This window comes from Bacteroides sp. AF25-38AC (assembly GCF_003602995.1).
GTDB lineage: Bacteria > Bacteroidota > Bacteroidia > Bacteroidales > Bacteroidaceae > Bacteroides > Bacteroides uniformis.
Genome location: NZ_QTMD01000010.1, coordinates 42,156 through 62,161 on the forward strand (window position 1 = coordinate 42,156; position 20,006 = coordinate 62,161).

The following is a 20,006-nucleotide window of genomic DNA, read 5'->3' on the forward strand; positions in this document are numbered from 1 at the left end:
TAATTGAAAAAATGAATAGAAGATGGGAACGAAAAGTTTATTGATGGCAATGGCAGCGCTGACGATAGCCGGTTGCTCGCAAAATGAAGTTACGGAGATAAATCCGGATGCAGACCGGACAATCGGTTTGGATGTATATACGGGAGTACAGACCAGAGGAACGGAAACCACTACGTCCACGCTGAAAGAAGCGGATGCCGGTTTCGGTATTTTTGCCTATAAAACAAGCAAGGAAGGATGGGATAGTGAGAAAGCGAGTACAACACCCGATTTTATGTATAATGAACATGCTACATGGACTTCCGGTAGTTGGGGGTATGCTTCTCTGCGTTTTTGGCCGACGAATGATGATAAAATAACTTTCTTCGCTTATGCACCTTATGAATCCAATCCGGGAGAGGGAACAGACCAAAAAATAATTTTATCGGCACAAAGTGATAAAGAGGCTCCTAAAATCACCTTTGAAGTAAAAACTTCAAATAATTGGAAAGATATGGTGGATTTAGTAACGGATTGCCGTACTGCCATAAAAGACTTGACTTCTGAGAGCAATGTCGGTAACAAAGGAACAGTCCAGTTTAAATTCAGCCATGTGCTTACCCAAATAGCCAATGTCAAGGTGAAGCCGGACGTGAATCTGGGCGCTGAAACAAGAATCTTTGTAACAGGATTAAAACTGTCTCCGGGAAGTGGAATACTTTACAACAAAGCGGTTTATGATTTCGGTACTGATGCTTGGAATGCCATCTCACCTTCCGCATCCTATTTTTCGGCTGAGCAAGACCTTAGTGAGTTTGTGAATAGAACAGGCATTGACCAATGGGGGTATAAGAAGAGTGCTGTCGACGTGAGTAGTAATACCGATGCAACAGCTTTGTTCTCAGAAAAGGAAGCTCTTTATTTCATTCCTGTGAATAACCAAAACGGTACAGCCAAGGAAGGGGATTTGAGCCTAAAGATTAGTTATGATGTTGTGACAAAGGTGAATGATAGTAGTAATCTGACAAGTACTGTGACGGATAAAGAAGTCAAATTGCCGCAAGGAACTTTTAAAAAAGGGACACAGCATACTTACGTGTTGACCATCAAGATGAATGCTATCAGTATTGCTGTTGATGACAATATGACGGGATGGACCAGTAATGGGGAAAGTAACATTTAGGTAGAAGGAGTATGAAAGGAAAAGCAGAAGATATAGGGATGAAGCGGTTGTGTAGCATCCTCCTTGCATTACTTTTGTTGTTGGGAGCATGCAGTGGGGAAGAAAGTAAGAACGGACTTCCGCAGGAGAATCTTCCTATCGGCTTTTCTGGAGTTATTACAATGACGAGGGGAACCGGGAAATTTGCCACTGCCGGTGAACTTAAGAATGTGGGAGTGTTTGCATATTTTACACATGGAAAATTCAACGAGAATACTGCCATACCGAATTTTATGTATAACCAGCTTGTGGAAAAACAACTGGATGAGGGAACATGGTCTTATAGTCCGGTCAAGTTCTGGCCGGACAATTCCACCACGGATAAAATCAGTTTCTTTGCTTATGCCCCTTACGTGAATGAAGTGGAAAATGGTTACCTCTCTTTTCAGAATGAAGGAACGGCAAGCGGATTTCCGGTGTTGGGGTATACCGTTCCGATAGCTGTAAATAATCAGATAGATTTTCTTGCCGCAACTCCGGTAATGAATCAAAGCAATGGTAATGTAACTTTCAAACTGCACCATACACTGACCAAGGTCAATGTCTATATAAAAAGTAATGATAATACGGAGGGAAAGTCAGTAACTTCCTTCTCGATTACGGGAATGAAGAGTGGATTGCTTACCTATTATAATCCTACAGCAGATAGTGACATAGGCTGGAAGTGGACATATCCATCGGCTGATGAAAAGGAAAACTTTACCACCGGTATAATAAGTTTTCCGGTACCGGATACAATTATAGAAGAAAAGAAACTGCTTGCAACCTTCTTTCTGCTTCCTGCCGGGGCAGGAAGTAAGTTCAATATTTCTTATCAATATACGGCCAAAGATAGTAATAATGCTCTTGTTGTTCAAACTGTCAGTATGGAAAACCTGTTTTTACCTCTGACTGACAATTGGGCTTTGGGAAGGGCTGTCAGCTATACTATAGGTATAGCAAGAAAGGCAATTACTGTGATGCCGGAGAACGGCCCCGTATCATGGGAAGAGAATACTGAAACCGAGACCGTTATTGGAACGGAAGCAAAACAAGAAACTGATTGACCTGACGGGGTAATTCTGGACTTCGCAAAAAGATGCCAATCTGTTTAAAGTAAGATAATATGAAAAGATATATGAAATTTTTCACTGGAATAGTATTTGGGGGCATCCTTTTAGTGTGTAGTGCATGCACTGACGAATACGAAGCAAACAATGGAGGTATGAAGGAGTGCTGTGAGGGAGTACCCTTTACAGTTCGGGCTATAGTCGCTGATTTTGAAGAGCTCTCCAATGCAGGAAAGTCCTCTACACGTACCTCTGTAAGGGACGAACATTTTAAAATGGAGTTTGTCGATGGTGATTCGATTGGTGTTTTTGCCATAAAGGACGGTGCTATAATGGATAATATTGATAATGCCAAATTGGTTTACAATATGTCAAGCGGCAGTTGGAATCCGGTGGGAAATGGTACACTTTATTGGTATGATGGAGTGAGTTATGTCGCTTACTATCCATATAGGAAGAATATCACAATAGATCTCTCAAAAGGTATGGACGGAGCCATTGCTTCACTGACCGGGAATGAAAAACTGCAACCTGCGAAGGACCAGTCCACAACAGAAAAGCATATTGCCAGCGATTTGTTGGTTGCCACCGGCGTACCTGCTATTGACAATTCTTCCGGAATAATCCTGAACTTGCTGTTTCAACACCAGTTTGCATTGCTTGTATTGCAACCGCAAGTATACGTAGGTTGTTTTGCACCAGAAAAAGCAGGCTTTGTTTACCATAGGGAATCGAGGGTTTTAGGAACAGACTCGGCGGCTATTAATGTGAGTCTGAACGGTATTACTCCATATCAGATAGATTCTTTGAAATATTGTGCCATTGTTCCGCCGCAAGCAAATGCACGGGTTACCGGAAACTATATGACTACCGATGGCAGAGATGATACGAATGTAAAGATAAATTATTCGGGCAGCTCCATCAGTTTTACTTCTGGAAAATGCTATACCTTGAAGGTTATTAGTCCCGTACCCGGTAAAGGAAGTATAGAAAGAAAGCTTTATCCCGGGGATTTTGTCTTTCAGAACGAAATCGATAAAAGAATAGAAGTACATCCCGGAAACGGGAAGTTGGAAGAAGATGGGAAAATCTATGATTATGAAAATGCTATCGGAATGGTAATTACTTGCGATCCGGAAAGGATGACAGACGAGAGGTGTAATAAAAAAGGATGGAATCATGCCTATGTGATGATGTTGGATAGTTTGAAAGAAGGGAATTGGGGACCGATGGATTTAATCGAAGCGGATATTGATACAATATCAATAGCTGATGTGAAGTCAAAGCATGATTTTAGCAGAATTAAGAATAACATGAACGGGTACTCTGAAACTTTACAAATGCTGGCAAATCATGAGGGTGATGCATCTTTTGTAAGCGACTGTCGTGCTTTTTATCTGGTGAAAACTTACAATAACAGCAATAAGGTGCCGGATGGGATCGAACGTAGTCCGTGGTTTCTGCCAAGCATAGGGCAATGGTTTGATGTATTGGTGAATATTTGTGGAAGATCTCCGGAAAACTTCCAGCACAATACCGGTAATGGTTTACAAGATGAAAAGTGGGGACAGGAAACGTTAGATAAATTAGAAGGACAGTTATCCAAAGTTGGTAAATCGTTACCGCAGTTTAACGTGAACTACAGACTTGGTTTCAGTTGCAGTTCTCAATATGATAAAGATAGAAGCTGGATGCTTCTCTGGCATATTGATGATCCCTTATATAAGTGGGAAAGGGTTTGCTTACAAGGATATAATAAGACTTCTGCATGGCATGTCCGGCCGTTTTTTGCATTTTAATCATTCCTTGATTAAAAATAGTCCTAATCTAAGTTTGAATTCATTATGAAAAAGTCCGGATAGCGCATTGATATTTTATGTAATTTCGTTTGTGTTCTCGAAATAGTGGAGTATCTTTGTTTTCATTTAAATATATTATGATTATGAAACTGAATACTTATCGCTTGTCTTCTTTGGAAGACCCTACTGATGAACAACTGCATGCTTTGATGGAACAAGTGGCTGTTGCGGCCCGTGAAAGTTCTCGCAAGGCAAAAAGAGAATTGGAGCGGAGAATGCAAGAGGTGAGAGAAAAATTGAAAGCATATAGAGCTAAAAATGTAAGTGATATATCCATGTGATGAACGAAAAAAATCCGACACTTTGTATAGTAGCTGGTCCGAATGGTTCGGGTAAAACTTCTACGACAGTGCAACTGCTTCATAATGAATGGGCAGAAAATAGCCTTTACATTAATCCTGATAATATAGCGCAAGAACAATATGGTGATTGGAATTCTCCCGTTGCAGTATTGAAGGCAGCAGAATTGGCGACTAAAATGCGTTATGAGTGTTTAAGGAAAAGGCAAGATTTTGTATTTGAAACAGTCTTTTCCTCAGACGAAAAACTTGCATTTGTTGAAGAAGCAAAAAAAGCAGGATTTTTTATTCGCATTTTTTTTGTCTGTACAAATAATCCTGAGATAAATGTACGGCGTATTACACAGCGCTATTTGAATGGAGGGCATGAAGTTCCCATTTCCAAAATTATTTCCCGTTATTATAAATCGTTATTGAATATAGGCAAAGCAATATCCTTGGTTGATAGGGTATATGTCTACGATAATTCAATAGAAAATCAAATTCCTCGATTATTGTTCCGCACTGTAAACGGGACCCTCTTCAAACAATATGTAGAGGAAATCCCGCAGTGGGCACAGTTCCTTATCAAATAGAGAATGAAAAGAGTCTATACCAAAACTGGAGACAAAGGAACAACGGGTATTCATGGTGGCGCGCGTGTGCCGAAAGATGACATCCGTATCGAGGCAAACGGATGCCTTGATGAATTGAATGCCGTGATTGGTATCGTGCGCTCCATGCTGGCGGCAGAAGATGGATGGCAGGAGTTGCTGCATGCTGTCCAGCGGGAACTGATGGTGGTGATGAGCCATGTGGCCACTCCCTCGGGAGTGGTGAACCCTAATCCGCTTTCTGCCGCAGAGCTCACGCTGCGCTGTGAGCAGGAGATGGATGCCATGACCGTCCTGCTGATGACGGACAACGGCTACTTCCTTTTGCCTGGTGGCACTCCCATATCAGCCCAACTGCAGTTTGCCCGTACCGTGGCCCGCCGTGCCGAACGCCGTTTGTGGACACTCCATCGCCAAGACCCTGTGAACGAGGATATTCTGCGCTTCATCAACCGCCTTTCGGACTTGTTCTTCGTCATGGCCCGCATGGAGATGCAGCGGCAGGACTGGCCGGAGGAGAAATGGCAAGAGTTTGCCTACAAAAGGAAAAGACTGTAAGCACTTATCGCTAACCGCCGGGAAGCTGTTTTCAGCATAGGGGTTCTATTTGCTGTCCGAGCCTTAAATCATACAGACATGCCCGTACTTCCGCTTCGCTGCCGATATGCTTTCCTGCATCGTCGGACAGCTTCACGCATTCGCGCCATTCCTGGTTGACGTTCATCTTGCATTGCGTCAGTTTCATTACGATGTTGGAGGGCTTGAATCCGGTATCATTCGTCAGATTGGTGCCGATGCCGAAGGAACAGCGGATTTTGCCCCTGCAATGCTCCTGGATGTCGAGTGCCTTGCCAAAATCGAGCGCATTGCTGAAGACGATGGTTTTAGTGGTAGGGTCGATGCCCAGTTCGCGGTAGCGGGCAACGAGCTTGTCGGTGAAATCGAATTCATCGCCGGAGTCGCAGCGTACACCGTCGAATAGTTTGGCCTGCTTGCGGCTCAGGTTACTTAAGAAAATGCCGGAGGTATAGGTATCGGACAGTGCGATGCCCAAGTCACCGTCGTACACGTTCACCCAGTTTTCCAAGGCCATGTAGTTGGCGTGTTTGTAGCCGAACTGTGCGCCGTGGAACATGAACCATTCATGCGGATGCGTCCCCATAGGCTTCATGCCGTATTTCATGGCGAAGTGGCAGTTGGAAGTCCCGGTACAGTATTCGGCGGCTTCCTTCAGACGGTCTATGACTTTGTCCTGTACCTCGAACGAGAAGCGTCTCCGGGTGCCGAACTCTGAAAAATACAGCTGGTGTCGGTTGGAGAGTGCCACCTTTTCGGACAGTTTGCAGAGTATGCCGTCCATGTCGGCCACGTTTCCCAAAGAACGGTTCTTTATTTCGGATACGATAGAAAGCAGGGGGACTTCGTAAAGGGTGGCCTTGTACAGATAGTCCGTGATTTCAATGTTCAGGTGCCGGTCCTCGTCCAGATGGATGCTTACCTTCTCCGGCTGGAAGCGGAAGGAGGAGAGCCACTCCCAATAGACCCTCGGCAGGAAACGGCAGTGGCGGGTCATGTATTCCAGCTCTTCGGCAGTAAGTACGGTCTGTGCCAGGCTGTCCACCGCCTCTTGCAGTTCCTTCAGAAACGTGTCCGTATAGGCGGTGTCGTCTCTGTCCTTGAAGCTGAAAGTGCCCATGGCATAGGGAAACAATTTGATGTAGGCATACGAGGTGGTGAATTTGTAAAGGTCTGTATCGAGTATGGTATGAATCATGGCAAAATATTCTTTAGTTATGATGTTCGATTTTGGGGATGAAGATAGTGAAAATTTCTTATTTGATCAGCCTCTATCTGTTAACAACGGCATATTCCTATTAAACCATGTTATAAATGAGACCGTCATGGACAGAAATTTTGGATATTTCGGGGAAGTCCGTATATTTGCAATGTGTTTTTCATAGTATTAGATTTAAGGTTAACAAAAGATTGGCTGTCTGGGATAGATAGCCTTTTTTTATGCCTTCACTTTTCCTTCTCCGTAGAGGTGGCGTGTAGTGCAGAGCGCCAAAGTTCCATAGACCAATACTTGTATCCACATCGTCAGCATCTGCGGCCATACGTCGGCCAGCGTTCCACCCATTGAATTCAGTTTTACAAAAGCAAGTACGGCAGGACCTGCCGGAAACAGATAGTGGGCTGTCTGCCAATACCACGGCATCAGCTCCAGCGGATAGGACACGCCCGAAAGGAAGATATAGCCCACAGAGAAGAAGGCTATCATCAGCAACGGCGCTTCGGAGTCTGTAAACCAGCGGGAGACGGCCAGGGCAAGGAAACTCGTGCCCAGCAGGAAGGGTATCATCATTGTGACGATGTCTCCTCCGCTGCCGATGTGTGGGATGCTGAACAGGTGCGGCAACAGTCCCAGCAGGAATAGGGAAAACACCACGTAGAGCATGAAGTATACGAAGGTCCTGCCTCCGACAATCCGTAATGTATCCTTCAATGAGTCGGCACGCATCAGCCGTATTCCTTTTCTTCGGGCTTCCGCTTCCTCGCCCGTCAGCATGGCAATCACCATCAGCATCGTCTGGAAGATGATGACAATTAGGACGGCGGGAATCAGATAGGAACCGTAGCCCTCTGTATAGTTGTAGAGCGCCGTGCCGGACACGCTGACGGGAGCGGACGAAGCCACTGCCAGCAGTCCTTGCGGAGGTAGGAATACGGTGCCCTCCATGCGGTGGGCATCGTTCACGGCAAGCATGACGCGCGCACTGGATTCTTGCAGTCCTTTGAAGTTGAGGAAAGCGTCCGTGGCGGCATAGAGTACGAAGACCGAAGTCTCGCCCCGTGCCACACGTGCCTCGAAGTCGGCAGGCAGGTAAAGGATGCCTGCCACGTCGCCCTGCTTCATCCATTGGCGGGCTTCGAGGATGTTGGGTGTCTGGCCGTAGACGGCGGTCTGGGGAGTGGCGTCGAGCAGTCGGATGTATTCGCGGCTGAGGGCGGAGTGGGAGAGGTCTACCACTGCGACGGGAGCCTTGCGCACCAGGTTGGGGGCGTACATGTAGTTGTAGAGCAGTCCGTAGAGGAAGATACCGCCTGCCAGCACGAGCAGGATGGCGGGATTGGTGGCGATGGCATGCCACTCGTGGCGGATGACGGAAGCTGTTGACAATGCGGTAGGTGGGCAAGGTGATGGGGAGGCGGAGATTGCTTCTTCCCTTATCTCTTTTTTTATCCACCATTTCAGCAATGGCAGTATCAGCAGTGCTGCCAATAGGAAGATGAAGAGTGTAGCTACCGACTGCCAGAAGTAGGCAAACCCTGCATCGAAGTAAATCATGGCTTGTGCCGCCTCCGTGAAGTGCCGCACGGGGAAGAGGTAGGAGGCCGCATGCACGGGCGCATACATGGCTGTAACGGGAAACGTGACTCCGGACAGCGTAGCCCCCAACGACCCCACCATGGATACTACACTGATGATATAGGCAATCTTGGGAAAGACAGAATAGATAAAGACCGCCAATGCCTGGGTAGCGATGATGAAGAGCACGGTCACTGCATTCATCAGCCACAGACTGCCAGCGAAGGGGATATGTAGCGGGCCGAACAGTACATAGTTTGCCAGGATACCGATGGACGAGAAGATGAGGGTATAGGGCAGCAGTTTCCCTGCTACGGCAGTGAGGATATTGCCTCGTGCCGTCTCCAGCCATTCGCCGACGCTGCCGAATTTCAGTTCGCTGCCTATGGAGTAGACGGTGGTGAGCAGGATGAGTATCTGGAACAGTACGAAAAAGAAAGGCTGGCTCAGGTAGATGGAGTAGTCCATGTCCGGATTGTAGAGGGGATGGGTACTGGCTTCTACGGGGAGCAGAAAGGTCTGTATCTGTTCTCCGCTGACTCCCAGAGCTTCGGCCTGCATCACGATGGGCGAGAGCGCCACGGGGGCAAGCGTATTCTCGAACGCCGCCATCAGCTCGCTGCCTACCGAAAGAAGGGCATAGTGGTAATAATAGGTGAGCGTTGCGCCAGTTCCCGTCACCGCCTTCTGTTCGAAGCGGGGCGGGATGACGAGGTAGCCGTATATGTCCTTCTGTTGCAATGCCCGGCGGGCGTCGGCTTCGTCGGTGAAGTGCTCCGTCACACGGAAGGTGGGGGCGGCAGAGATGCGCCGGGAGATATTGCGCGAAGTGGCAGTGTTGTCCAGGTCGACGATACCCACGGGAATGTTCTCCATCTGTCCGTTTCCAAAGATGGTGGCCATGAAGAACAGACAGAGCAAGGGTAGCACGACGCAGACGCCGAGGTATAGACGGCGGGAGGTCATGCGGTGCCATTCGCGACGGATAACCATGCGGAGCGCTTTCATTGCGTAGCCAAATTCTTTATCTTTCATTTTTTATTCTTCATTTTTAAGAGTACGGACATCCCCGGTCTCAATCCCTCTACCTGCTGTGTGGGACGTGCGTGTATCTCGAACGTCTGCATGTCATAGCTGCCCGTCTGTTTGGTGGATTTCCAGGTGGCGAAGCTGCCCAGCGGACTGATGTAGTAGATGCGGAATTCAATGTCCTTGCCGTCGATGGCGGGGACATCGGCACGGAAAGTGCCTCCCATCTTGAATTGCGGCATCAGGTCCTCGCGTATGTTCAGTACCACGTGTGCATCGTCCATCACGACAAGGCTCATGATGGGAGTACCGGGGGCCACCAGCTCTCCGCGTTTGGGGAAGATGGTGGCTATCTGGCCATCTTCGGGAGCAGTCAGGCGGGAGTCGACGAGGAGGGAGGAGACTTCATCGACAGTGCTTCGCGCCGCTTCCACCAGGCTGCGGGCCGAGGCGCGGTCCTCGCTCTGCGCTCCGTCCACGGCCATCTGGTATTGCTCGTAGGCGGCACGTTCGGCGGCTTGGGCGGCTTTGTACATGGCTTCCACCTCGTCACGCCGCTGGGAGGTGACGACACTGTCCTTATAAAGCGTTACAATGCGTTGGTAAGTGGTCTTGGCGAGGGCAAGGTCGCTCTGCGTCTTGTTCCAGAGTTGCCTGGCGGTGGCCACAATCTGGCGGCGGGTACCGGCGTCTATCTTCTTGTTCTGCTCCTGGGCCACCTGCTCCAGGGCATTCACCTGGCGGTATTTGGCTTCGATGGTGGGGCTGTTGATGACGACAAGCGTATCGCCTGCCTTCACCCAGTCGCCCTCTTGTACGAGGAAGGAGTCCACACGTCCGGGCAGCTTTCCGCTGATACGTATTTCCGTTGCTTCCACTTGTCCTTGCAGGACCAGGGGCTGCCGGTTCATGAGTAACATGCCGGCAAGCGAAATGATGACCGTTGCGGCCAGGATAATGACGAATGCAATGCTGATGCTTTTATTATTGATTTTCATAAAGGGTAGGTTTTAATAAGTTGTCTCGAAATATTTCTCGAACCGTTCCGGCGTTCCGCAGATAGCCAGCAGGTTCATCAGTGCCACATCATATTCGTAATAGGCTGCCAGACGCGCCACGCGGACGGTTGCCAGCATCGTTTCCGCATCTACGACCTCGGTACTGGTTGCCATGCCTTCGGCAAAGGATTTCTTGCGGATTCGCACCAGCTCTTCGCTCAGCTCGATGGTGGTATTCAAGGCGCGTACGTTGTCTTGTGCCTTTTGCAGTTGGGTGTAGAGCTTGTCGATGCCTACGCTCAGGTCTTCTTTGGCTTTTTCTTGTCCCAGGGCAAGGGTCTGCTGGGCTATCTTCGACTGGCGGATGCGCTTCTCACGCGCCAGTCCGTCGAACAGGTTCCAGGTGAAGCCCACACCTACGATGGTGCGGGGGACAAGATTGCTTTGTATGCCGTGGGCATAGAGGGTCTGCTTGCCGAATACGGCGATGTCCGGCAGGTAGCCGCTCTGGTCGATGCGGAGCTGCTGGCGGGCAATCTGTGACTGCAGTTGCAGTTGGTTCACGGTGTAGTTCTCCACCCGCATGGCTTGCAGGAACTCCTCTTTGGCGGGCAGTTGGTTGTTGATGAAAAGCTCCGAAGTAGGATGGATGCTGCATGTGTCTTGCAGGTTGAGCAGGGTGCGCAGGGCACTTTGCACGACGGAGGCCTCCTTCCGGGCAGCCTCCAGTGAACGGGCAGCTTCATCCATATTCACTTGGGCAAAGAGCCGGCCTGCCTTGTCTATCATGCCGGCAGCTTCCAGTTTAAGGGCATTCTGGTAATGGCGTTGCAGGCTGTTGTAAGTCTCCTGCCGCACGCGTACTACCTCTTGCGCAAGTTTCAGCCCGAAGTAGCTTTCTGCCAGCAGGGTGCGTTGCGTGGCATCGGTCTGTCCCCGGTTTTCGCGGGCAATGTCTATCATGGTGTTGCCTATCTTCGAGGCCCGGATGCGCTTGCCGCCGGAGAATACGACCCATTCGGCGGTCAGGCCGACGGAAGTCAGGTTGCGTGGAGCCAGTGGAAAGGCAAGGGTATGGGAGCCTATCTGGTCGAGTATGCTGCTGATGAATTGGTCGTCCGGCACGATGTTGTGCACAAAGTCCTTTGCCGGGTCGGTGAACTGGGAAAGGGGCTGTTTTACCTCTATCTTTTCGGAAAGATGCACGAACGTACCGGCACCTTGCAGGGAGGGGTACCAGAGGGCATTCAGTTTGTCACGTTCCGCACGGGCGGCTTCAATTCCCTTGTCGGCTATTTTCAGGCTGCGGTTGCCGTTTTGCATCTGCCTTAGGGCATCACCGAAGCTAAGGGGAAGGGAGGTTTGTGCGGCCACTCCACCGATGGCAAGCAGCACGCAGGCAGCAGCCGGAAAAAATCTCCGGCATAATAGATTATTCATAAGTTCGTTCGGTTTAGGGGTTCTTGTTTCTCTAAACAAGAGGAGGTGGGAATTGTTCAGTAGTCATCTTTTTGAATAGAACGTTACAAATATAACGAATAGTTTCCGAAGATATGGCTTATGAATGGGAGAGATATTCGGATTTGCACTATCTTTGCATTCGCTAAAATGGAATTTATGGAGAAACTTCATCCGATTATGTTTGCCGGGACGGGCAGTGATGTGGGAAAGAGCATCATTGCTGCCGCCTTCTGCCGCATCTTCAAGCAGGACGGCTATCAGCCCGCACCGTTCAAGGCACAAAATATGGCGCTCAATTCATTTGCCACTCCCGAAGGGCTGGAGATAGGCCGTGCCCAGGCTGTGCAAGCAGAAGCCGCCGGAGTGCCTTGCCACACGGACATGAATCCGCTACTGCTGAAACCACAGTCGGACCATACCTCGCAGGTTGTCCTCAACGGGCGTCCTATCGGCAACCGCAATGCTTATGAGTATTTCCGCAAGGAAGGACGCGACGAGCTGCGCCGGGAGGTTTGTGCTGCCTACGACCGCCTTGCCGCTCGCTATAATCCCGTTGTGCTGGAAGGCGCGGGAAGCATCTCCGAAATCAATCTGCGGGATACCGACCTTGTCAATCTGCCGATGGCCCTGTATGCCGGAGCCGATGTAATTCTTGTGGGCGACATTGACCGTGGCGGTGTGTTTGCCAGTGTCTATGGTTCGCTGATGTTGCTTCGTCCCCATGAGCGGGAACGCATTAAAGGAATTCTTATCAACAAGTTCCGGGGGGATATACGTCTCTTCGAGTCGGGCATTACGATGCTGGAGGAGCTTTGCGGCATTCCCGTTGTCGGGGTGGTGCCTTACTACCGTGATATCTACATTGAAGAAGAAGACTCCGTGGCGCTTGCCGCAAAGTCTGTCCGTGCCGAGAAGGGAAAGGTGAACATCGCCGTCATTCTGCTGCGCCACCTCAGTAACTTCACCGATTTTAATGTCCTGGAACGTGACCCACGCGTACATCTCTTCTATACTAACAATGTGGATGAGCTGGCAAAGGCCGACGTCATCCTGCTGCCCGGCTCCAAGAGCACACTTGATGACCTTTACGAATTGCGCCGTAACGGTGTGGCGGCTGCCATCACCCGTGCCCACCGTGAAGGTGCCACCGTGATGGGCATCTGCGGTGGCTATCAAATGATGGGGCAGGAGGTGCTCGACCCTGAGCATGTGGAAGGAGACATCGAACGCCTGCCCGGACTGGGACTGTTGCCCATCAGTACCCGCATGTCGGGAGAGAAGGTGACCCGCCAGGTGAAGTTTGGTCTGTGCAATCCCCATTCTCCATCTTCCACTCTCCGTTCTCCATTAATGCAGGGCTATGAAATCCATATGGGAGTGACTACCCCCGTGGAAGGCGCCCCCGATTCTCCCCTAAATCTTTTGGAGAACGGCTCTACCGACGGTTACTACGTGGACTCCACCTGCATGGGGACCTATATTCATGGCATTCTCGACAATCCGGAATTCATAGATTTCCTGCTTGCGCCTTTTGCAGACAAACTGTCCGGGAATGCCGGCGCTTTCGATTACCATACATTCAAAGAAGAACAATACGATAGGCTTGCCGAGCACGTGCGCCGCCACGTCAACCTGCCGCTTATCTACCAAATATTGACAAAGAACCATGATTGAAGGACACGGAGACGATTCCTATAAATACAGCCGTCCCATTACGGCAAACTTCAGCTCGAACGTTTACAACAGGGTAGACCTCTCTGCCTTGAAGGCGCATCTGTGTGCCCGGATTGACGGCATCGGCAACTATCCCGAACCGGAGCCTTACACGCTTGAGGCCTGCCTTGCCCGCCGCCACCGTCTTCCTGCCGAGGCAGTGTGCGTGACGAACGGAGCTACCGAAGCCATCTATCTTACCGCACAGACTTTCCGCGGGACAAACACCGCCATTGTGCAGCCCACTTTCAGTGAATATGCCGATGCCTGCCGCATGCACGGCCATCGGGTCACTTCCCTCTACCGGCTTCCTGCGGAGAGCGAGGGGTATCGCTTGCCGGAAGAGGTGCGCATGCTGTGGCTGTGCAATCCCAATAACCCTACCGGAACGGTTGTGGAGAAGGAATATCTGGCAACACTTATCAGTCATAATCCGCAGGTCTGTTTCGTCATCGACCAGTCCTACGAGTTTTTCACCTTGCGTCCGCTTTTCTCTGCTGCCGAGGCTGCGGAGTTTCCCAACGTCTTGCTGCTGCACTCCATGACCAAGCGTTATGCCGTTCCCGGTCTGCGACTGGGATATGTCACCGGCGCCCCCCACCTGCTGCACCGTCTGCGTACCAACCGTATGCCCTGGTCGGTCAACCAGCTTGCCATTGAGGCAGGGCTCCATCTGCTGGAACATGATGTTCCCAATCCGCTGGATGTGGCGTCTTACTTGCAAGAGGCTGCCCGCCTGCGCAGTGCGCTCGAGGCATTGGGAGGACTGGAGGTATGGGCCACCGAAACCCATTTCATGCTGGTGTGCCTCCGTATGGGTAGGGCTTCCGCTTTGAAAGACTATCTGGCAGGGGAGCATGGTATCTTGATTCGGGACGCCTCCAACTTCGACGGACTGAATGAGCATTTCTTCCGTATAGCCGCCCAGAGCCGGGAGGAGAATGACAGGCTTGTAAAAGCAATAGGACAATGGCTTGAGGAGGAATAACCGATGGAAGAAGATGTACTTATACTTTTGGGTGTCGCCTTCAACTTGAACCTGCCGCTTCTCACTGCCTGGCTGCTCGACCATTGGCTGGGCGACCCGGCGTGGCTGCCCCATCCGGTTGTGGCTTTCGGCAAAGCCATTTCTTTCTGTGAGCACCGGTTGAACCGGGGCGATTCGTGTTTCCTGAAAGGTGCGTTTGTGGCGGTGTCTCTTGTCTTGGGGGTATATGTCATTACGCTTTTGTTGCTCCGCTTGGCGGCACTCTTTTCTCCGGGCATGCTTCTGACGGTGCAAATATTGCTGATATTCTATTGCTTGGCGGGCACTACGCTGGTTCGCGAGGTGCGTATGGTGTTCAAGGCGGTGGACCGTTCCTTGGAGGAAGGGAGGATGCAAGTGGCACGTATCGTAGGGCGTGATACGTCTGCACTCTCGGCGCAGGAGGTGAGAACCGCGGCATTGGAGACTTTGGCAGAGAATTTGAGTGACGGGGTAGTTGCCCCCTTGTTCTGGTATCTGCTGTTGGGAGTTCCGGGCATGCTTGCCTATAAGATGGTGAACACGCTGGATTCCATGGTCGGCTACAAGAATGAACGCTATCGTCGGTTCGGCTGTTTTGCTGCCCGTTTGGATGATGTTGCCAATTATATTCCCGCCCGTCTGACAGCCTTTCTGATGGTACTGGTTTCCGGTCGCCTTTCCTTGTTTGCTTTTGTGGGCAGATATGGCAGCCAGCATGCCAGTCCCAATTCCGGTTATCCGGAAGCCGCCCTTGCCGGTATTCTGGACTGCCGTTTCGGAGGTCCGCACAACTATTTCGGCGAGGAGGTATGGAAACCTTATATCGGTTCTAATGAACGGCCTCTGAAGACAGAAGATATGCGTGTGGCTGTCCGCATCAACCGGCGTGTGGAGTGGTGGATGGTGGTTGCCGTAATAGTGACATCGACCTTGGCTTCCTTTTGTTTTTAAAATGTTGTTATTTTAACTGATTCTTTGTCCGTTCCAAAAAGATATAATATCTTTGCAAGACCGCGTTGCATTAAAAAATGTAACTTTTAAAGCAGACAAAGTCTTATAAATGAGGATAAAGCAACTATATATATTCCTTTTCTTTATTTGGTTCGGGAGCACAATAATTGCATCGACAACAGATAAAGCGGATTCTTGGACTAAAGAAAAGGAAAGTATAGTCCATGAGGTCATCTCCACTTTTCACAACAGCCTCGGTTTCGACTATCTGACCCGGGAGGAGTGTGACTCGCTGAATGCCGACGGCCTTTTGTCCCAATTGGATGAATCCCAGCGCTATTACACCTATTTCGAACTGGAAAGGATACTTATAAAATCCTCCCTTTTCCGTGGAGAAATCCGTATGGCCATTGCCCAGAGCGACCAGATGTACTCCAAAGCCCGCGCGCTTGCCTACCCCTTCGGCAATGCCCTGGCGCTGAATGCCATGGGAGAGGTGTACAGCTATACCGGCAGGCTTCGGGAAGCCGGTGCCGCTTACGAAGAGTCTTTGAGACTGCTGGATGGGATGGACGGGGAGGATGTGCATATCCGCATGCTACTGGTGGAACTGATAGATTATAACCTGCGCATACGGAATGTAAACGGTGCCTCGCGTTATCTTGCACGTCTGAACCTCTATCCGGAAGACCGGCTTTCTCCGCTGGAGCTGGCCATGCGTCACATCTCCAATGCTTCCTGCCAATTATTCAAGGGTGACTTGAAGGCCGCCAGCCATTGTTTGGCACAGATAGGCCAGCTTGAAGCGCAACTGATTCCGGAGATACGGCAATACCTTCTGATTATAGATGCCCGTTATCTGGTGGCCACCGGAGCGCATGAGGCAGCCTTGACCGCCTACAATGATTTCCTTCAAACCGAATATGCCCGGATAAACCATAATATCTACAAGGAAGCTCTGCTCGAAAAGGCGGATTTACTGGTGAAGATGGGGAACAAGGAAGAAGCCTACGGACAGTACGGCAAGGTCTTTTCGTATATCAAGACTTCGTTCGAGAAGAACTATCCCAAGGAGATAGACCGGCTCTGTACCCGTTTCCAGGCCGATCAACTGGCCTACCAGAACGAACGCGACCGCATTGTATCCATGCGTTTCTATCTGGCAGGCATCATTGTGTCCGTACTGTTTCTGATATTCCTCCTGGTGCTGGGCTGGAAGAAGATATTCCGTTTGAAGCGTTCCCAGATGCGGCAGGAGGCGATGAAGGAGAAAGCGGTGCAAGCCATACAACGGAAGAATATGTTTCTTTCGAACATGAGCCATGAGGTACGTACGCCGCTGAATGCCATTGTCGGATTCTCGGCGGTACTGACGGATGAGGACGAGTCGTTCGATGACGAATCGCGCCGGGAGTTCTCCGAAATTATCAAGGTGAATTCCTTTCAGTTGCTGAAACTTATCAATGACATTCTGGATTTCTCGGATTTCGAGAATGACAATATAACCTTCAACATCCGCACGCATGATGCCGTGAAGTTGTGTAATGAGGTCGTGGAGACCGTGATGGCCTCGCGCAAGCTGGAGGTTGAAATGCGTTTTGACACGGATTTGTCCGTCCTGATGCTGGATACGGACGATGCGCGCCTCCGCCAAGTCTTGATAAACCTGCTGGTGAATGCCGCCAAGTTTACGGAACAAGGCTCCATCGTGCTGGAACTGAAGATGGCTGATGCCGGTACGGCACTTTTCTCCGTGACGGATACCGGATGTGGCATTCCACCGGAAAAGCAGCACTTGATTTTTGAACGCTTTGAAAAGCTGAATGATTTTGTGCAGGGAAGCGGACTGGGTCTTTCCATCTGCCAACTGATTGTGAAATATATGAACGGCAAGCTGTGGGTGGACAGTGGGTACACCCGTGGCGCGCGTTTCTGTTTTACGCATCCTTTGAAGTATAATCCCGCATTACACGGAGGAACGGCGCAATGAAACGAATACTGATTCTCATCCATGTTTTGTTTTGCGGATATATCTGTCCGCTGCTGGCAGAAGACACGGGGGCTGTCCGGTATCAGGACAGCATCCTGAAGGTTGCCGATACCCTGCCGGCCACCCTTGTCCGGCTGACGTATCTCCGTGACATGGCCTACAAGCACCAGTATGCTCCCTATAACATGACTTTTTCCACCCGTCTGTACGAGGAGGCGCGGCGGCAGAAGAACGCTTTCTATGAGAATATGGGCGCTTACTATCTGGCGGCATGTTATGACAAGAAACACGACCCGGACAGTCTGTCGTATTGGGTGGATGTGCTGAAGGATTTTGTCTCCCAGGTAGGCACTTACGATTATTATCTGGAGCAGAAGGCTGCCATCAGCCGCGCCCTGGCTTCCAAGAGACAGATAGAGAAAGCGGTGTATGTGGCTAAGGAGACGTTGGAGGAATCAAAACTCCGCCATAGCAATAACGGGATGATAGCGGCGTATAACAGTCTGGGGTGTGCCTACGGAGTGTCCAGCCGCCCGAATGAGGCACTGGACGCTTTCTTGGAGGCTTACCGGAATTTCTCTCCCCAGACAAAGACCAGCCTGAAAGTGGATATACTGTCGCGTATTGCCCAGGTATACGGCAATGGCGGTAAAGACAGCCTGAAGCTGCCCTATTTGCATGAAATGGACATGACGTTGCAGACGGTTATTTCCAAAGAACCCGAGACAAGGAAGAACTGGAGCAATTTCGAGATTGACTGCGAAGTGAAGTATATCCTGCACTACATGAACCGGAAGAACTTTACAGTGGCGCACGAGCATATCGAGAAAGTAAAGAAACTGCTTGAACCGCATGTAGATCCCGTCTTCTGGCTGAATGTCCAGTTGATACAGCTTCAATATTATGCCAAGACCGATGAGTATGACAAAAGCATCGCATTGATAGACGAGGTGACCCCTACGGTACTGAACAACTACGTCTCCACCTTTGCCACTTTGATAAACTACAAGGCGAGTACGCAATATGACAAGGGGGACATTGACGGGGCCATCGAGACCCGGCGCTACCTCATACGCAAGCAGGATTCGCTGAACAATGCCTTCTCGGCCAACCAGTTGAAGCAGGTGAAGGAGATTTACCACATTGACGAGCTGTTGTTGGAGAAGCAGAAGATTCAGGACATGAATTACCGTATAGGATTTATACTCCTGGGCGTCTGTCTGCTGCTGATGCTGCTTTTCTATCTGTATACGCGCTATGTCTCCGGAAAGATTGCTGTCGTAGAGAAGAAGACGGCTGAAGCCGCTTTGCAGGCAGAGACGGACAACATCGCGAAGGAACGTCTGAAATCGGAAATCAGCCATGATATACGTACCCCGCTGAGTGTGGTGGTGGGCTTTGCCGAATTGCTGACCGGGAAAGAGGAGCTGGATAAGGAGACTAAGAGGGAGTACGGACAGATGATTCAGACCAATGCGGAGAGCCTGCTGAATTATGTCAACAGCATTCTGGAGTTGTCCCGCCTGGAGTCCGGCAAGATTCAGTATGAGGACGAGGAGTGTGACATTATTCGGTTGTGCAGTGAGGTGCTGGATAAAGTGAACGGCCGTGAGGAGAGCACCGTGTCTGTCAGCCTGCAGACCGACCTCAAGGAACAGCTTGCAAGGACGGACCGGAAGTGGTTCGATACATTGCTTTTCAGCCTGCTGACTCCGTCAGAGAATGACACTTCCCGTTATGAGGCGATTATCCGCATCAGACGGGACCGCACTAGGTCGGCCCTCTATTTCGATGTGGTCAACGCCCCGTTTGCAAAGGTACATTTTGAGAATAAAACGAGCTTGATTCGCCATGAAATCAATGCCCATTTTATTCATTATTTTGGAGGTATCTACAAGGTGCAAACCGAAGCGGAGGAAGGCCCTACTATTTCGTTCACTATTCCTTGTCGAGATTGATGCGGACGATGCCGCCGTAGGGCGTCAATGCGTCGAAGGCTTCTTCGGCTTTGAGGATTCCGGCATAGAGTTGCGCGCAGATGAGTACGCCGCCATGTGCGAAGATGGCAACGCGTGTATAGGGCTTCTTCCTCAACTCGTCCAGAAACTGGCCGACACGTCGGTATTGCATGGCAAAGGACTCTCCACCGGTAGCTGCCACGTTCATGTAGTCGGCATACCATTCCTGCAAGCGTGGGTCTTCATTCTGCTCGAACGGCTTCATCTCCCAGTCACCAAAATTGATTTCCATAATCCGTTTGTCCCGTTCTGCATCGGGATAGCCGCAATAGGTGGCGAGGCGCACGCAGCGGGTCAGGGGACTGGTGTAGACGTGGTCGAACGGAAGGTATGCCTTCAGGTTTTCTGCTGTCACGGCGGCTTCCGCTTCAAACGTGGGTTTCAGGGGAACATCGGTCTGTCCGTAGCATACGCCCGGAGGAACATCTACCGAAGTGTGTCGAATGAGTATTACTTCCATCTTTAA

General features: G+C 50.2%; 16 protein-coding genes. 11 read left to right on the top strand and 5 right to left on the bottom strand.

The window, feature by feature from the left end:
* Positions 1-22: 22 nt before the first annotated feature.
* The 6 genes from DWY55_RS08730 (at position 23) to DWY55_RS08755 (ending at position 5,559) form a co-directional block, all read left to right on the top strand.
* On the top strand, positions 23-1,162 hold the full coding sequence (locus tag DWY55_RS08730; protein WP_005836931.1) for a fimbrillin family protein: 1,140 nt from the start codon (positions 23-25) through the stop codon (positions 1,160-1,162).
* Positions 1,163-1,173: 11 nt separating this feature from the next.
* Positions 1,174-2,247: a fimbrillin family protein gene (locus DWY55_RS08735; RefSeq protein ID WP_008663454.1), complete on the top strand. Its 1,074-nt coding sequence runs from the start codon at positions 1,174-1,176 to the stop codon at positions 2,245-2,247.
* Between the two features lie 59 nt (positions 2,248-2,306).
* Positions 2,307-4,049, top strand: a complete 1,743-nt coding sequence (locus tag DWY55_RS08740) for a fimbrillin family protein (RefSeq protein ID WP_008663455.1) — start codon at positions 2,307-2,309, stop codon at positions 4,047-4,049.
* Between the two features lie 143 nt (positions 4,050-4,192).
* On the top strand, positions 4,193-4,390 hold the full coding sequence (locus DWY55_RS08745) for a hypothetical protein (RefSeq protein WP_005836934.1): 198 nt from the start codon (positions 4,193-4,195) through the stop codon (positions 4,388-4,390).
* Complete coding sequence (locus tag DWY55_RS08750) at positions 4,390-4,983, top strand: zeta toxin family protein (protein ID WP_005829300.1); 594 nt, start codon at positions 4,390-4,392, stop codon at positions 4,981-4,983. Before DWY55_RS08745 ends, DWY55_RS08750 begins: the two co-directional genes overlap by 1 nt.
* Positions 4,984-4,986: 3 nt before the next feature.
* A complete protein-coding gene (locus DWY55_RS08755) occupies positions 4,987-5,559 on the top strand; it encodes a cob(I)yrinic acid a,c-diamide adenosyltransferase (RefSeq protein ID WP_008663456.1) in 573 nt (190 codons plus the stop codon).
* A 31-nt stretch (positions 5,560-5,590) separates the two neighbouring features.
* On the opposite strand, the gene pncB is transcribed toward DWY55_RS08755, so the two are convergent.
* From pncB to DWY55_RS08780, 4 genes are all read right to left on the bottom strand, one after another.
* Positions 5,591-6,775 carry a nicotinate phosphoribosyltransferase gene (gene pncB / locus DWY55_RS08760; protein WP_005829296.1) on the bottom strand — a complete coding sequence of 395 codons (1,185 nt, stop codon included), beginning with the start codon at positions 6,773-6,775 and terminating at the stop codon, positions 5,591-5,593.
* A gap of 240 nt (positions 6,776-7,015) precedes the next feature.
* Positions 7,016-9,406, bottom strand: a complete 2,391-nt coding sequence (locus tag DWY55_RS08770) for an ABC transporter permease (protein ID WP_044467831.1) — start codon at positions 9,404-9,406, stop codon at positions 7,016-7,018.
* Positions 9,403-10,398, bottom strand: a complete 996-nt coding sequence (locus tag DWY55_RS08775) for an HlyD family secretion protein (RefSeq protein ID WP_008663461.1) — start codon at positions 10,396-10,398, stop codon at positions 9,403-9,405. The genes DWY55_RS08770 and DWY55_RS08775 overlap by 4 nt, the downstream gene beginning before the upstream one ends.
* Positions 10,399-10,410: 12 nt before the next feature.
* Positions 10,411-11,838, bottom strand: a complete 1,428-nt coding sequence (locus DWY55_RS08780; RefSeq protein ID WP_008663462.1) for a TolC family protein — start codon at positions 11,836-11,838, stop codon at positions 10,411-10,413.
* 177 nt (positions 11,839-12,015) lie between these two features.
* On the opposite strand from DWY55_RS08780, the gene DWY55_RS08785 reads away from it, so the two are divergent.
* The 5 genes from DWY55_RS08785 (at position 12,016) to DWY55_RS08805 (ending at position 19,480) form a co-directional block, all read left to right on the top strand.
* A complete protein-coding gene (locus tag DWY55_RS08785) occupies positions 12,016-13,533 on the top strand; it encodes a cobyric acid synthase (protein WP_172679927.1) in 1,518 nt (505 codons plus the stop codon).
* Positions 13,526-14,560, top strand: a complete 1,035-nt coding sequence (locus DWY55_RS08790; protein ID WP_008663473.1) for a threonine-phosphate decarboxylase — start codon at positions 13,526-13,528, stop codon at positions 14,558-14,560. The genes DWY55_RS08785 and DWY55_RS08790 overlap by 8 nt, the downstream gene beginning before the upstream one ends.
* A 3-nt stretch (positions 14,561-14,563) precedes the next feature.
* The gene (gene cbiB / locus DWY55_RS08795; protein WP_008663475.1) at positions 14,564-15,532 is read left to right on the top strand and encodes an adenosylcobinamide-phosphate synthase CbiB; all 969 of its coding nucleotides are present in this window, start codon (positions 14,564-14,566) and stop codon (positions 15,530-15,532) included.
* A 109-nt stretch (positions 15,533-15,641) separates the two neighbouring features.
* A complete protein-coding gene (locus DWY55_RS08800) occupies positions 15,642-17,522 on the top strand; it encodes a sensor histidine kinase (protein WP_117878128.1) in 1,881 nt (626 codons plus the stop codon).
* Positions 17,519-19,480 carry a sensor histidine kinase gene (locus tag DWY55_RS08805; RefSeq protein WP_117878126.1) on the top strand — a complete coding sequence of 654 codons (1,962 nt, stop codon included), beginning with the start codon at positions 17,519-17,521 and terminating at the stop codon, positions 19,478-19,480. The genes DWY55_RS08800 and DWY55_RS08805 overlap by 4 nt, the downstream gene beginning before the upstream one ends.
* Here DWY55_RS08805 and cobC read toward each other — a convergent pair.
* On the bottom strand, positions 19,461-20,000 hold the full coding sequence (cobC, locus tag DWY55_RS08810; RefSeq protein WP_117878124.1) for an alpha-ribazole phosphatase: 540 nt from the start codon (positions 19,998-20,000) through the stop codon (positions 19,461-19,463). The genes DWY55_RS08805 and cobC overlap by 20 nt on opposite strands.
* Between the last annotated feature and the right edge of the window lie 6 nt (positions 20,001-20,006).

What these genes read in the sequence shown, in the direction of transcription:
- cobC (WP_117878124.1), bottom strand. Translation starts at nt 20,000, where the DNA reads ATGGAAGTAATACTCATTCGACACACTTCGGTAGATGTTCCTCCGGGC.
- pncB (WP_005829296.1), bottom strand. Translation starts at nt 6,775, where the DNA reads ATGATTCATACCATACTCGATACAGACCTTTACAAATTCACCACCTCG.
- DWY55_RS08730 (WP_005836931.1), top strand. Translation starts at nt 23, where the DNA reads ATGGGAACGAAAAGTTTATTGATGGCAATGGCAGCGCTGACGATAGCC.
- DWY55_RS08740 (WP_008663455.1), top strand. Translation starts at nt 2,307, where the DNA reads ATGAAAAGATATATGAAATTTTTCACTGGAATAGTATTTGGGGGCATC.
- cbiB (WP_008663475.1), top strand. Translation starts at nt 14,564, where the DNA reads ATGGAAGAAGATGTACTTATACTTTTGGGTGTCGCCTTCAACTTGAAC.
- DWY55_RS08755 (WP_008663456.1), top strand. Translation starts at nt 4,987, where the DNA reads ATGAAAAGAGTCTATACCAAAACTGGAGACAAAGGAACAACGGGTATT.
- DWY55_RS08800 (WP_117878128.1), top strand. Translation starts at nt 15,642, where the DNA reads ATGAGGATAAAGCAACTATATATATTCCTTTTCTTTATTTGGTTCGGG.
- DWY55_RS08770 (WP_044467831.1), bottom strand. Translation starts at nt 9,406, where the DNA reads ATGAAAGATAAAGAATTTGGCTACGCAATGAAAGCGCTCCGCATGGTT.
- DWY55_RS08790 (WP_008663473.1), top strand. Translation starts at nt 13,526, where the DNA reads ATGATTGAAGGACACGGAGACGATTCCTATAAATACAGCCGTCCCATT.
- DWY55_RS08785 (WP_172679927.1), top strand. Translation starts at nt 12,016, where the DNA reads ATGGAGAAACTTCATCCGATTATGTTTGCCGGGACGGGCAGTGATGTG.
- DWY55_RS08745 (WP_005836934.1), top strand. Translation starts at nt 4,193, where the DNA reads ATGAAACTGAATACTTATCGCTTGTCTTCTTTGGAAGACCCTACTGAT.
- DWY55_RS08805 (WP_117878126.1), top strand. Translation starts at nt 17,519, where the DNA reads ATGAAACGAATACTGATTCTCATCCATGTTTTGTTTTGCGGATATATC.
- DWY55_RS08775 (WP_008663461.1), bottom strand. Translation starts at nt 10,398, where the DNA reads ATGAAAATCAATAATAAAAGCATCAGCATTGCATTCGTCATTATCCTG.
- DWY55_RS08735 (WP_008663454.1), top strand. Translation starts at nt 1,174, where the DNA reads ATGAAAGGAAAAGCAGAAGATATAGGGATGAAGCGGTTGTGTAGCATC.
- DWY55_RS08780 (WP_008663462.1), bottom strand. Translation starts at nt 11,838, where the DNA reads ATGAATAATCTATTATGCCGGAGATTTTTTCCGGCTGCTGCCTGCGTG.
- DWY55_RS08750 (WP_005829300.1), top strand. Translation starts at nt 4,390, where the DNA reads ATGAACGAAAAAAATCCGACACTTTGTATAGTAGCTGGTCCGAATGGT.